Source organism: uncultured Aquimarina sp. (assembly GCF_947495315.1).
Classification (GTDB): domain Bacteria; phylum Bacteroidota; class Bacteroidia; order Flavobacteriales; family Flavobacteriaceae; genus Aquimarina.
Genome location: NZ_CANLYD010000008.1, coordinates 247,426 through 262,488 on the forward strand (window position 1 = coordinate 247,426; position 15,063 = coordinate 262,488).

Consider the following 15,063-nt stretch of genomic DNA (forward strand, 5'->3'; position numbering starts at 1 on the left):
TTTCCGTTGAATACCTCGTATGCTTGCATCGAGGTATTTTATTTCAAGAACCGGTATTACCAAGCTTCTTCGATTTTTATACGTTTTCCATTTTGATAAGAAGCTATAAAAGCACCTCTAAAACCTAAACGAACTAATTCCCTACGGAATTTTTTAGCCTCGGACAATGAGGCAAAATTACCAAGTGCATATTTATTAAAACTACCTGCTTTGATTTCTTTAAAATTCACAAAATTATCCGAATATAGAGATAAATCTTTTTCCTCAAAAGCCCCAATTTGTACTGCGTATATCAGTTCATCTTGTAATGAAGCTTTCTCTTGTTCAGTATCAATTTCATTCCCTGAAGCATTGATCTCTTGATCCATCGATAGGTTCTTGATCGTTTCTTCCAGTTCTGTGATTTTATTCTTAAGCATTGCAGACTGTTTATTAGACTCACTTTTAGAAATCATCCCGTCAGAGGTACTAAATTTCATAAAATATACCGTTCCTGCAACTCCCAAAAGAGCAATAATTCCTAAAATGATGGTCGCAATTTTAAACTTTCTAGCGTTCTCTTGCTCGTCTCTAAGTGCTTTAGTATGAGCAAAATTGGAAACACGTTTTTCTTCTTTAGCTTCGTCTATTTGAACCTGGAAATCCAATAGTTCGTCATCACTAATATAAGGCATGATTTGTGGTTTTAATATGTTCAAATATAGGAGATTATTGCTTTACCCAAAAATTAAATTACTGATTAACCGTAATTGGTTCGATGTGCTGATAAATTTTTTATTGATTGTGATGTAGAAATAATCAATAAATTATGAAGTAAAGAGGATGGAAACAAAATGAGTAATAAATCCTATAAAACCAAACTGTCTTGGTTGTAAATGAAACCTATGTAGGATTTTCTGTCAAAATAAATAAATAAAAAGTCTATTAATGCGATGATAACGATTTTTAGCTACGCCATATCGAATATTTTTAAGACTCAAAAATATTATGCTCAATAGTGCGTTATCTTTTTTTCGGTATTCTATTTTAACGATCCTCCCACCCTAATCGAAATAGAGTACAGTTGTTATTACCATACTCAAAACTTAACCATCGTGAGCACAAAAAAATACCTAAGGGCACAATTTTTATTGTTTTTTCTTTTATCCAATGTAATATATTCACAATCTAATCTTGTTTTAGAGGTAGATGGTGGTGGACCTACTTCAATATGCAGAGGTTCAAGGATCCAGATTAATGCTATTGCAACTCCGCCTAATAATGCCTATCTATATGTATGGAGGAATGTTAATACCGGACAAGAATTAAAAAGAGAAACTGGAGACGATGGAACTTTCCTTGTCTTCGATGCATTACAGCAATCTGTTACGCTTGAAGTTCAGGTATCTGGTGGTGGTGGATTTGCACAAGAAAGAATCACAATACAAATAGAAGATCCCGGAAATCCAGGTCTCAATACAACAATATTTTTATGCGGTAGAACAGGTGTTATTAATTTGTTCGATGAATTAGATGGAGGCCCGGACCCAGGAGGTACATGGGAAAATGGGATTGATACATATGATACTTCCGATCCAAGCGGTGGGGCATTTACGTATACGGTTGGTGGAAGTGGTACTTGCCCGACTGTAAGTGCAGTTATTACGGTTAAACCATGTGGGGATAATGATACAGATAATGATGGCGTTTCAAACGCTGATGATGCTGATGATGATAATGATGGGATTCCGGATACAATAGAAGATGGTTTTTGCACTGCAGCCACAACAACTCCCATTTTTGTGTTAGAAGAAGATTTTGGTTTTGGAGGTCCTACCAGGAGTCGATATGCCGAAGGTTTAGGTTTGACATATCAACCAGGTTTGCCACAAGATATAAGTAATGATGGGGAATATAATGTAGCGACTTCCACATATTTCCGAACAGCTGGTGGTTTTGATGCAACATTTTTATCAACGGATCTTATTGGAGAAGAAGACGCTAATGGAGATTTAGATGGTAGATATTTAGCTATAAATATGAAATCCAGCGTATTCGCAGATGCCCCTATTTTTGTAGCAGATAATTTACCAGTTACTCCAGGTATAGAGTATACTTTTAGTATGTCTATTGCTAGTTTAAATAATAATGTGGGAGAGCGACCTGCTAATTTAACAATAGAAGTAGTAGATCAAAATACAGGGATCGCGATTTTTAGTGAAGATTCAGGAGAAATAGCTAATGGTACTGATACTTGGAACCTAGTAGAAGATGTATTTACACCAGATCCCGGAGTCACAGTGGTAACCATAAGAGTAATTAATAGACAAAATATAGATGGTAATGGTAATGATATTGGAATTGATAATATTTTCCTTTCTACTACAGGTTGCGATTTCGATAGAGATGGAATCCCTAACTCTCAAGATTTAGATGCTGACAATGATGGTATTTATGATATCGTAGAATCGGGAAATGCTGCAGCAGATGGAAATAGAGATGGACAATTTGATGGAGGAATCAACACCGATGGAACGTCTACTACAATCGTACATAATGTTATCAATTCTGATAGTGACTCAAATCAAGATTTTCTGGATATTGATGCCGATGGTGATGGTATTATTGATAACATAGAAGGGCAGTCTACTGCTGGTTATGTTGGGCCAAGCGGTATCGATGGAGATTTTAATGGAGTGGATGATAGTTATGATACGAATGGTTCTGCAATAACACCAGTAAATTCTAACACTACGGCAGCCCCTGATTATATAGACACAAACTCAGATCCGGTAACTGGTGATTGTTTGGATGATACTATAGAGGGATATGATACTGATCAAGATGGAATCTCTGATATAATTGCTACAGGAGCAGATAGTGACGGTGATGGGTTGGATAATGCGTTCGATACCGTTGCATTGGATAGGGTGACTGTACAAATAAATGCAAATAACGGAGGGACAGTTCCTACTGATTTCCCAAATAATCATAATCCTTTAACAGAAGAAAGAGATTGGAGGGAAGAAATAGGAGATGTAGATGTGGATCCACTTGCTATTATGATATGTGATCCTGTCAATTTATTTGATGAATTGCCAATGGGAACATTAACGACAGGAACTTGGAGTGTGCCAGCAACTGGTACTGCTCTAACGGGAGGTCATTTAGGAACACTGGATCCTAGTGCCACGGGTATTTTGGATGGAGAATATATTTATACGCTTCCGGTGTTAGCCGCAGGATGTCCACCGATTAGATATCTAATAGATATTACGATTGATGATACTTGTCAATGCCCGGATATAGACGAGCCTGTCGTGCCAGCAACACCCATAGCTACCTGTATAGATGCAATGCCTTTACCGTCTGTGACTGTTACGCTTGCACCTGGTTTAGAAGGGCGCTGGTATTTAGCTGATGGAGTAACTCCCATAGCAAGAGCTCAAAATACGGACACATTCACGCCTTTAAGATCCGAGTTGGTATTAGGTGATAACATATTTAGAGTAGAAGCTTACGAACCCGTAGGGATGTGTGCGAGTGATCTTGTAGATGTGATCATTACGGTAACAGCTCCACCAGAAGCTGGAGAACCTAACGATATGCCACCAGTACCTGTTGCTCTATGTGAAGGAGATAACATGATTATTGACTTATTCGAAGAATTAACTGGAGAAGATACAGGAGGTGTTTGGACAGATTCAATGAATACAGTAATTCCAGGCGGTGGAATTACTGCAAATGCAAATATTGCGGGAGACTATACGTATACGGTAACTAGCAATGGGTGTACAGATACAGCAGTAATAACTGTGACTATTAGTACAATACCCACTTTGGTATTTGGTGCTACAACCTGTGCCGCTGACCGAGCTACCTATGATGTGTCTTTTACTACCAATGGTACATGGGATATTTCTGTAAGCCCGGTTAATGAAGGAACTGTTGATATAGCTAATTCAATGATTACCGGAATTACAGATGGAGTTGATATTACAATAATCGCCACTAATCCAAGTAATGATACTTGCGAAGCGATGCTTGCTGTTACTGCACCAGACTGTAGTTGTCCAGATATTGCGGAACCTACAAACCCAAGTAATGAGAGCATATGTGTTGGTTCCACAACACCTGTTTTATCCGTAGATGTATTGCCAGGACAGACAGCAAACTGGTATGATGAAAATGGAGATCCTTTAATTACAAACAGTACGACATTTACTCCTACAGATACAGCAGTGGGAAATTATGTATATAATGTAGAAGCTTTTGATACAACAGAAAACTGTCCTAGTGATCGTATAGAGGTTTTATACCAAATTCTTAACGTTCCGGTTATTGATCCTATAGATCCAGTTGCTGCTTGTGAGTCATACGAATTGCCAACACTAGAAACTGGGAATTATTTTACCCAAATGAATGGAGCGGGTACTCAGCTCAATGCTGGTGATATCATTGATATAAGTCAGGTGATATATGTATATGCAGAAACAGCAACAACGCCTAATTGTTTTGATGAAGAAATATTGAATATTACCATTAACTCATTACCCAATCCTACAGCACCAGTTAATCCTGGAGATCGTTTTTGCGAAAGTTATACACTACCTGCATTACAGAGCGGGCAAAATTATTATACCGCATCTAATGGAGGAGGTACACAGTTAAATGCTGGAGATGCTATACGAACAAGTCAAACTATTTTTTTAAGAGAAGTAGATAGTAATGGATGTGAAAATGAAGTACAGTTTTTTGTAGAAATAACAAATATTGAAGAATTAGAAATAGAAACAGGAACGATATGTTTAGGGCCAACGACTGTAACTTCTTTTGTAATCGATACAGAATTAAACAATACAGATTTTTCATTTCAATGGAGTTTTGAAGGAACAGAAATTCCGGGAGCTACGCAATCTTTTTATGAAGCAACACAAGCAGGAGCATATACCGTTACGTATACAGATGTTGTGTCTATGTGTTCAGGAAGCTCAGAAGTTGCAGTCACTGGTGTTAACGATCCAGAAAGCTTAGATCTTCGATTGTCTGCAGGAGCATTTTCGGATAGTAGTGATATTATAGCTTCAGTCCTTGGAGATGGTGTTTATGAATATATACTTGATAATGGAAGTCCACAAGATAGTAATGTATTCACGAATGTGTCTCTTGGGTTGCACGAGGTAACCGCAGTAGATGTTAATGGATGTGGTTCTATTACAGCCTCTATATTCGTAGTTGGATTTCCTACTTTCTTTACTCCTAATAATGATGGGTCCAATGATCAATGGGGAGTTGTAGGAAATGCGGATACTCCAGAGATGGATATCTACATTTTTGATAGGTATGGAAGACTTCTTCAGCAATTGAATAAGGATAATAAATGGGATGGCACCTATGGAGGTAAACCTCTTCCGGCAACAGATTATTGGTTCTTAGCTGAATTCAAAGATGGATCAGCAACGTATAGAAGACACTTTACACTAAAACGATAATGGGAGTATTATTCCTCTATTTCAAAACAAGCAAGATGAAATTTATCAAAATAAATCTAGCAGCAATGATAATGTTGTTGTTTATAGGATTTGGAAATGCCCAAGAAGGCTTATCTATATATTCTGATTATCTCACTGATAATTATTATCTATTACATCCATCAATGGCGGGAGCAGCTAATTGTTCGCAAGTCCGGTTGACTGGTCGTAGAAACTGGGTTGGAGAAGAAGATAGTCCGGGATTGTATACCGCAGCATATAATGGAAGAATTGGTGATTCGCAATCAGGAATCGGTGCGATCGTTTATAATGATAAAAATGGATTTTCTTCTCAAACAGGAGGATATGTAACATACGCTCATCATTTGATGTTTTCTAGAAGTGAAGCAGATTTAAATCAACTGTCTTTTGGGTTAAGTGCAGGAGTCATTCAATACAGATTAGATCAAACCCGATTTGACCCTAATGACCCTTTGGTAGGACCAGGATCGATAAGTGAAAGTGAATTTAATTTAGATGTTGGTTTTTCATACAATCTATATAATTTTTATACACATGTTACGGTAAAGAATCTTTTAGAAAACTCTGGGGTTAATAATGATCTACAAGTAGTTAATAATTTAAGAAATTATCTAGTATCTGTTGGGTATGTTTTTGATCGTCCAGGAAAAACTTTTTCTTACGAACCATCTATATTATATTCTTACAGAGATGGAGTACAGCAATCTAGTATTGATTTTAATCTAAAGGTTTATAGTGATATGAATTTCGGAAAACTATGGGGCGGATTATCCTACAGAAGAAGTTTTGACTCTATAGATTTTGTGGAAAATTCTGAAATACAAAGTCAGAGCTTGAATTATGTAACTCCTTTTGTTGGTGTTAATTTCGGGAAATACATGTTCGCATATACCTATTCATATCAATCAAATCCGGTAACGTTTAATAATGGTGGTTTTCATCAAATAACATTGGGGATTGACTTTTCTTGTAGATCGAAAAAGTATGCGTGTTATTGTCCTTGGGTTGAATAGCTTTCTACTGTATTATGTTTTTTAATTAAATATTACATAATGGTTAACTTTTTTGCTTAGATGGAAAATAGTTTGATCTTTATTTAAAGCAGGGATAACATCAAGTTTATTGTTGTAAAATATTTTTGAAATAAAAATAATACACACAATGAATAGAAGAAATTTTTTCGAAAAATCTTTGTTAGTTGCAGGAGGCTTTATGATAGCTCCTATGTATATAAGCTGTAACAATGACGATGATATTGACGTCAGTATTCCGGATCTTAATACAGATAATTTTTTTGGAGGAGTAGCAAGTTTTGACCCTACAGACTCTAAAGTGATCATATGGACACGATTTACTCCAGATTCAGGTAATTCTAACATTACTATTAGCTGGCAAATTGCTTTTGATCAAAATTTTGAAGATATAGTACGAAGTGGTGAATTTATAACAGGAGCAGATAGAGATTATACCGTAGCAATAGATGTTCAGGAATTACCTTCTAATAGTGAATTTTACTATCGTTTCTTTGAATTAGAAACACAAACAATTTCAGTAATTGGAGAAACTATTACACTTCCTTCAGCGGCAGATACAATAGCCGATGTAAAACTAGCTGTCTGTTCTTGTGCAAACTTTGCAGCTGGGTTATTTAATGTATATGGGGCAATGGCTAATTCTGAAGCAGATGTTATTGTTCATTTGGGCGATTACATTTATGAATACGGAGAAGGAGAATATGGAACCAATGCGAATACCGTAGCCTTAGATAGAGTGCATAAACCGGCAAATGAAATTATTTCACTTACAGATTATCGAGCAAGATATAAGCAATATAGGAGTGATGCTCAACTACAATTAGCGCATCAGAAAAAGCCATTTATTTGTGTGTGGGATGATCATGAAGTCACAAATGATGCTTATAAAGAAGGTGCAGAGAATCATCAGGATTCTGAAGGATCTTACGAGACTAGAAAACAAATAGCAATACAAGTATATAGCGAGTTCTTGCCATTAAGATCAACAGATCGATCCAAAATCTATAGAACATTCGATTTTGGGAGTGTACTAAGTTTACATATGCTAGATACCCGAATTATTGGAAGAGATAAACAACTTTCTTATGATGACTTTTTTAGTCCCAGTACAGGATTGGATGCAGTTGCATTTCAGACAGCACTACAAGATCCTACTAGAACTTTATTAGGAGCAGAACAGTTGAATTGGTTATCTGGAGCAGTTTCAGCCAGTAATGCGAATTGGCAAGTTTTAGGTCAGCAAGTATTAATGAGCAAGATGTTTATGCCAGCAGAGCTTTTAATTTTAATAGGAACACTCGTAGCAGAAATTGGAGCTTTAGGAAGTGCAACTCCCGAGACAAATGCAATGTTTCAAACAGCTTTAACTGAGTTAACAATGATTAAATCAAGACTTTTAGCAGGAGATCCAACACTAACATCAGACGAGGTTGCTAGAGTACAAACAGTGATTCCTTATAATCTAGATGCATGGGATGGATATTTTATCGAGAGAGAACGACTATTTACACTATTAGCAGGAAAGAAAACAGTTTGCTTAGCAGGGGATACACATAATGCGTGGTATAGTAAACTGAAAGATGCAACTGGTAAGGAAATAGGAGTAGAATTTGCTACTTCTTCGGTTTCTTCTCCTGGGTTTGAAGGTTTATTAGGAGTGGATGCCAATCAAGCTGAAGGTTTTCAGAAAGCGTTAGAAGTATTAATAGATGATTTACAATATATGGATGCCACGCAAAGAGGGTTTTTGCAAGTTACCTTTACAACTAGTAGTAGCCAGGCACAATGGAACTTCATTAATACCATTGCGGCAGAAAATTATACAGTAAGTGTTGGGGAAACAGTTTCTTATAGCTAGAACATTTCAATTTATCACTGTTTAATCAAAACGCAACCTTTGTAGGTTGCGTTTGGTTTTATATTATTTTGACTGAAATTGATTTTTAACTATTCAAGAATTTTATTCATTGAATAGTTAAAAATAATATGTTTTACTCAGCGACCTCTACGATAAGACTATCATCAGTTTTAGTAACTTTAGTAAGACCAAGTTTAGAAAGACCTTTCATTCCTTTATCCCAAGCTTTATTACTTAATCCTGAGGCTGATTTCAGATCTGCTAATATCATACTTTGTTCTTTTTTGATAATCTCAAAAATAGCTTTTTCGTTATCGTTTAAAGATTCTATAATATTTGCCTGTGCGGCTCGCACTTCTGGGCGCATCTGCGGGAAGAACAATACCTCCTGTATGGATTGATTATTGGTTAAATACATAATCAATCGGTCCATACCAATTCCCATTCCGGATGTTGGTGGCATACCATATTCTAAAGCTCTGATAAAGTCATCGTCAATAAACATTGCTTCATCATCTCCTTTTTCACTAAGTTTTAATTGTGCTTCAAAACGTTCACGTTGATCAATAGGATCATTAAGCTCAGAATATGCATTAGCAATTTCTTTTCCACAAACCATCAGTTCGAAACGCTCTGTAAGTTCTGGGTTATCTCTATGTTCTTTACATAGAGGACTCATCTCTTTTGGGTAATCTGTGATAAACGTTGGTTGGATATAATTTCCTTCGCATTTCTCTCCAAAAATCTCATCGATCAACTTTCCTTTACCCATGGTTTCATCCACTTCGATACCCATTCCTTTTGCAGCTTCGCGAATCTCTTCTTCAGATTTTCCTGTGATATCAAACCCTGTAAAGTGTTTGATAGAATCAGTCATCGTTATACGAGCATACGGTGTCTTAAAGTTTATTTTATGTTCTCCAAAAGTAGCATCTGTCGTTCCATTTACAGCTATTGCACAATGTTCTACCAGGTTTTCAGTAAACTCCATCATCCAGTTGTAGTCTTTATAGGCTACATAGATTTCCATAGCAGTAAACTCTGGATTGTGGGTTCTGTCCATCCCTTCATTTCTGAAGTTTTTAGAAAACTCATATACTCCTTCAAAACCACCTACAATTAATCGCTTTAGATATAACTCATTAGCAATTCGCATATATAAAGGAATATCTAGCGAATTATGATGTGTTATAAATGGACGTGCAGCAGCACCACCAGGTATTGGTTGTAGGATTGGTGTTTCTACTTCAAAATATCCTTTGGTATTAAAAAACTCACGCATTGCGTTAAAGAGTTTTGTTCTTTTTACAAATACATCCTTAACATGCGGATTTACGACTAAGTCTACATAACGCTGACGGTATCTCAATTCTGGATCTGTAAATGCGTCATGTACATTACCATCGGCATCGGTTCTGGGTTGAGGTAATGGTTTTAGCGTTTTACTTAATAAGGTAAAGTCCTTTACCATGACTGTTTTTTCACCAACCTGAGTGGTAAAAAGCTCACCTTCTACACCGATAAAGTCACCAATGTCTAGTAGTTTTTTATAGATTTCGTTGTATTTGGTTTTGTCCTCACCAGTACAGATTTCATCTCGGTTAAAATATACCTGTATACGGCCATTAGAGTCTTGCAATTCTGCAAAAGAAGCTTTCCCTTGTATACGTCTGGACATTAATCTTCCTGCGATGATTACCTTTTTTCCTTCTTCGTATTGCTGTTTTATGTTCTCAGAAGTATGATCCACAGGAAATAATGCTGCCGGATATGGATTGATACCTAAGTCGCGTAGCGTTTTTAGTTTCTCTCTTCTTACAAGTTCTTGTTCTGATAATTGCATAATGCTGCCGTTTTAAGCGTGCAAAGATACGAAGTATGATATAATCTTTCAATTGATTTTTAAGGATAGTCAGGACAATCGCATTTAAGAATGTTCTAACACACTACAAAAATCGATTTTCTATGAATTAGGGCGTCCTGGCGGGCTATCCAATACAATTCCTCGCACCTCTCCGCCGCAGCGGATCAGGCTGTGGGATTTCCATTCCTATCCCTGACGCATATCCAATGTATAATCCGCGAAGCGTGAGATTCTCGAACCCTGAGCGTAGCCGAAGGGTGAGCTGTCATACTGAGCGGATTCGAAGTGGGAGTCGAAGCGTGAAATTACACTGCCAAAACGTAAACTTTTAAAAAAAATAAAAAAAAATGAATTTTGATAGTAACATAAGTAGACCATATGACACTATCTAGTATAGAATAGAATTTAATAGAGTGATTAGAAGTGTTTAAAAAGATAGTGTCAGAGATGAATTAATTGTAACCATATGATTGTCAGAGTGATAAGAAAGCAACATTTTACAAAACAAATTTGTTGATAACAATATGGTTTACAAATTATGAGGCTATCTCTAAAATTTTATTTTTGCGCCCTTCTTCTGCGCTCCAGAATAGAAGCGTTTTATTAAAATTTTTAATTATACAATTTTACGATTATGAGAAGATCATTGTTATTTCTTTGTGTTTTAGTGTCTAGTGTTGGTGTTTTTGGGCAATCTATCCCTGTATCCGATAATGGATATCATTTATATGGTCCAAATTCAAGTTGGGGAGAATATCTTAAAGTTGGAGGTAATGGTAGAGGCACTACCAAAGCCTCAATAATATCTACAAATGGAAACTTGCATTTAGATTCTAAAGATGGAAACGCTACCTATATAAATCACTATAGTAAAGGGAATACATATATAAATCCTCAAGGAGGTAATGTAGGTATTGGAACCACAAATCCAGGAGCAAAATTACACGTAAACGGTACCATAAGAGGTAACCTAAGGCACGATAATGGCTACTTCACAATGTATCCATATGGTTCTAGCTATGATGATGGGTCATATGTAAAGTCATTTTATGATGGTAATAAAAAACAAATAATATTTTGGAATTCAGACGCTAATACTGGTTTTACTAGATTACAAACAGGAGGCCTTACCATATCATCTAAAAACCCAATTTCTTCAGTTAACGGTTTCGCTAACAAAATTGAATTGACCGGGCAAAGTAATGGAGCAATTGTCTTTAAACCGGGAGATGCTAAAGAATTAATGTTCGGCATGCATGATAATGGTAATTTTTATTGGGGTACTGGTCAATCAGCGACTAAAGCTAATTATTATTCTATGTACCTAAATGGAAATAGTGGAGACTTAGGAATTAGAGGAAAATTAACTTCCAATGAGGTTAAAGTTAAACTTGGTGGTTGGGCAGATTATGTATTTAAAGAAGATTACAAGCTTCCTACCCTACAGCAAGTAGAAGATCATATCGCTACAAATGGTCACCTAATCAATATTCCATCGGCGGCAGAAGTAGCAGAAAATGGTATCCAATTAGGAGAAATGAATGCGAAACTCCTGGAGAAAATCGAAGAATTGACTTTGTATACGATTGCGCAGGAGAAGAAGATAATAAATCAAGAAAATCGAAATACGAAATTAGAAACAGCAATTCAAAAACAAAATACCAAGATCAATGACTTGGAACAAAAATTAAATACCCTCTTAAAACGAAGTAATTATGATTAAAAAGACAATTAGAATTATTGTAGTAAGCTTTTTTTTTACATCGAGTATTATTGCGCAAAGTTTAGATACTAATGCACAGAATAATGGAGCAATGACCATTGGAAATGGTACTGGCACATTGATGCAATTTGCAGGGGCTCAGGAAGGCTCGGATAATACGAATCAGGCGCAAGGTGGATTTGGTATTGTTACGGGTCCTCATCAAATTTCTCCAGTTGTATGGATGTATGGAAATACGGAGAAAAATGCTTTTCAGATTAAAAGAAAAAAATATGGAGCAACAGTACAAAATGGAGCGACCTTGTTTCAAGTAGGTGCAAATGGCAATGTTGCTATTGGAACAAATAACCCAACTCAAAAATTAGATGTAAACGGTACTGCAAAGGTTGGAGATGGAAATTGGGGTGCCCTAATTATAGACGGAAAAGATAAAAATGACTGGCTTTTAAATGCGCATAACGGAGGTGAAAGCTTTGCAATAAGGACTCAAAGGGATAATGGAGAAAATAGTGGGGCTTTTCAGGTAATGACCTTTCAACGTTCCACAGGTAATGTTGGTATTGGAACAACCTCACCTCAATCAAAATTGCAAATATCGAATGGATTGTCTGGTGGAACGGCGCATGGGTTTTCCGAATTAACTTTAGAAGATGATGACCACACAATGATGAATTTATTGTCACCTAATACTAAGATAGGCTACTATGGTTTCTCTGATACTGATGATGATTTTGTTGGAGGAATGCAATATTATCATAATAACGATAGGATGGAGTTCCGAGTAAATAATCATCAAGAAAGTGATATGCTTATAAATGCTACCGGTAATGTCGGGATCGGCACAAACACTCCAGACGCTAAACTAGCCGTAAACGGTAACATCCATACTAAAGAAGTAAAAGTAGACTTAATCGGTTGGGCGGATTATGTATTTAAAGAAGATTACAAGCTTCCTACCCTACAACAAGTAGAAGATCATATCGCTACAAAAGGGCATCTTATCAATATTCCATCGGCAGCAGAAGTAGCAGAAAATGGTATACGGTTAGGTGAGATGAATGCGAAACTTCTAGAGAAGATCGAAGAATTGACATTGTATACGATTGCGCAGGAGAAACGTATTAAGTCCCTTGAAGGAAAATTAGAAAAAGTTTTAGGAAATAATTAATCATTTGAAATGAAAAAAATCATACTACTAGTAATGTGTATTACCACCTTAGGGTTAAGTGCGCAAAATGTAATAAAAAAAACAGTTTCAGTAGATGGAGCTGGTTGGAAAAGAGTCGCCAGACTTGATGGAGGGGCTGGAAGAGGATATAATACTGTAACACTAACAACTAGGGGTGGTTCAACTGCACCAAGGGTGGCAACTATATCCTGGTTCAAAGGTTGGTCTCATTATGGAGGGTTAAATCTTCATACTGTTACAGACAATGGTCTTTGGTCAGATGCTAGAATTACATATGACAGTACTAATTCTTATTTGGAAATTAATTTCACAACAGCAATATCTTATTTATATATTCATTTAGACCAATCCGAATGGACAGGAGGAAATATATTAGAAGGGTCATTGCCCGATGGTCAAGGAACTGTACTATTATCGGCAAAGTTTGGGAGACTGAATTATGGAGAAAATGATTTATATCTAAGCTATGATGGAAAATTAGGAATTGGAAAATCTAATCCGTCAGGAAAACTGGATGTAAATGGTAATATAAAAGCAACAGAATTTATTACCATTAATAAAGGGGGGAGTTATAGAATTGCTCTTAATGCACAAGCGCATGGTTATATTTCTGGTAGAAATGATAACTCTGAAAATAAATTCTTAATTCATTCGAATGGGGTGTCATTTTTCAATGGAGGCAACGTAGGCATCGGCACCACAACTCCAGACGCAAAACTAGCCGTAAACGGAAATATCCATACCAAAGAAGTAAAAGTAGACTTGATCGGCTGGGCAGATTATGTATTTAAAGAAGATTACAATTTACCAACACTAGAACAAGTAGAAAATCATATCGCTACAAAAGGGCATCTTATCAATATTCCATCGGCGGCAGAAGTAGCAGAAAACGGTATCCAATTAGGAGCTATGAATGCGAAACTTCTAGAGAAGATCGAAGAATTGACGCTGTATACGATTGCGCAGGAGAAGAAATTGGAAGAACAAGAAGAACGTCTTAAAAAATTAGAGACATTATTAGTGAAGAAATAGAATCTCAATTGCTTCTAGTATATATTCATTCGTGAAATATGGAGATATACCAATGAATACATATCTAGAGTTACGGTTCCTATTCATATAATCGAACGATCCAGTGATATAATAATCCAACAATCGACCATAAATAAAAAAAAGTAAGAAAACAGAGGTAACAATTCTCCTTCCTAAGACACGTACAAGTAAGGAGACGAAATTCACCTCAGAAGTATTCTTAATCACATTAAAAAATTGATGGATTAAGAATCCAAAAAATTAAGTAAGGCAACAATTATTAAATAGTATTTTTTATGAAAAACATTTCATTATTTCTCACACTTTTTTTGATTACGAGTTTGGGATATGCACAGACTGGCGATGACGGTGGAGGCACTACTGCATTTGATTACACAGCAGAGCTTTCTAGAGCAGTTACGATTCCTAACTCTCCAGAAGCAGCAGCATTTATTAAATATGGAAATGTTCCATTAAACCAATATACGGGTACTCCTAATATTTCGATTCCGATTTGTGAGATCAAAGGGAATAGTATTAGTATGCCAATTAGTATGACCTATGATGCTTCTGGGATTAAGGTGAATCAATTAGCTACTAAGGTTGGTTTGGGATGGAACCTGAACTATGGCGGGGTAGTTTCTCGTCAGGTACATGGACTTCCTGATCAAGCGGATGGAACCTATGCTAAAATTACAGACCCAGGCACTCGAGCAGGTCTTGATGCTGCCTACAATAATGCATATATGGGTACTTTTTCTACCGTAGAAGCTATGGATGCTGCCGATGCTTTGTTAACCAATTATAGTATGAACAATATCGATATCCAGGCAGATACCTTTAGTTTTTCTATTAACGGATTATCAGGTAC

General features: G+C 36.3%; 8 protein-coding genes and 1 pseudogene. 7 read left to right on the forward strand and 2 right to left on the reverse strand.

What is annotated here, in order from left to right; translation table 11 throughout:
• Positions 1-56: 56 nt before the first annotated feature.
• The gene (locus Q0910_RS15995; protein WP_299218561.1) at positions 57-674 is read right to left on the reverse strand and encodes an SPOR domain-containing protein; all 618 of its coding nucleotides are present in this window, start codon (positions 672-674) and stop codon (positions 57-59) included.
• Positions 675-1,094: 420 nt separating this feature from the next.
• Here Q0910_RS15995 and Q0910_RS16000 point away from each other — a divergent pair, with 420 nt between their 5' ends.
• From Q0910_RS16000 to Q0910_RS16010, 3 genes are all read left to right on the forward strand, one after another.
• On the forward strand, positions 1,095-5,471 hold the full coding sequence (locus tag Q0910_RS16000; protein WP_299218563.1) for a T9SS type B sorting domain-containing protein: 4,377 nt from the start codon (positions 1,095-1,097) through the stop codon (positions 5,469-5,471).
• Between the two features lie 35 nt (positions 5,472-5,506).
• The gene (locus tag Q0910_RS16005; protein ID WP_299218565.1) at positions 5,507-6,505 is read left to right on the forward strand and encodes a type IX secretion system membrane protein PorP/SprF; all 999 of its coding nucleotides are present in this window, start codon (positions 5,507-5,509) and stop codon (positions 6,503-6,505) included.
• A gap of 148 nt (positions 6,506-6,653) precedes the next feature.
• Positions 6,654-8,384 carry an alkaline phosphatase D family protein gene (locus Q0910_RS16010; protein WP_299218567.1) on the forward strand — a complete coding sequence of 577 codons (1,731 nt, stop codon included), beginning with the start codon at positions 6,654-6,656 and terminating at the stop codon, positions 8,382-8,384.
• Positions 8,385-8,517: 133 nt separating this feature from the next.
• On the opposite strand, the gene lysS is transcribed toward Q0910_RS16010, so the two are convergent.
• Positions 8,518-10,227: a lysine--tRNA ligase gene (gene lysS / locus Q0910_RS16015; protein ID WP_299218569.1), complete on the reverse strand. Its 1,710-nt coding sequence runs from the start codon at positions 10,225-10,227 to the stop codon at positions 8,518-8,520.
• Positions 10,228-10,882: 655 nt separating this feature from the next.
• Between lysS and Q0910_RS16020 the strand changes: the two genes are divergently transcribed.
• The 4 genes and pseudogenes from Q0910_RS16020 to Q0910_RS16035 form a co-directional block, all read left to right on the forward strand.
• Entirely contained in the window at positions 10,883-11,971 is a 1,089-nt protein-coding gene (locus tag Q0910_RS16020; RefSeq protein WP_299218571.1) for a hypothetical protein, read from the forward strand.
• The gene (locus Q0910_RS16025; protein ID WP_299218573.1) at positions 11,964-13,139 is read left to right on the forward strand and encodes a tail fiber protein; all 1,176 of its coding nucleotides are present in this window, start codon (positions 11,964-11,966) and stop codon (positions 13,137-13,139) included. Before Q0910_RS16020 ends, Q0910_RS16025 begins: the two co-directional genes overlap by 8 nt.
• A 9-nt stretch (positions 13,140-13,148) precedes the next feature.
• Positions 13,149-14,192: a tail fiber protein gene (locus Q0910_RS16030; protein ID WP_299218576.1), complete on the forward strand. Its 1,044-nt coding sequence runs from the start codon at positions 13,149-13,151 to the stop codon at positions 14,190-14,192.
• Positions 14,193-14,488: 296 nt separating this feature from the next.
• Positions 14,489-15,063, forward strand: a pseudogene (locus Q0910_RS16035) (hypothetical protein); the annotation flags it as partial.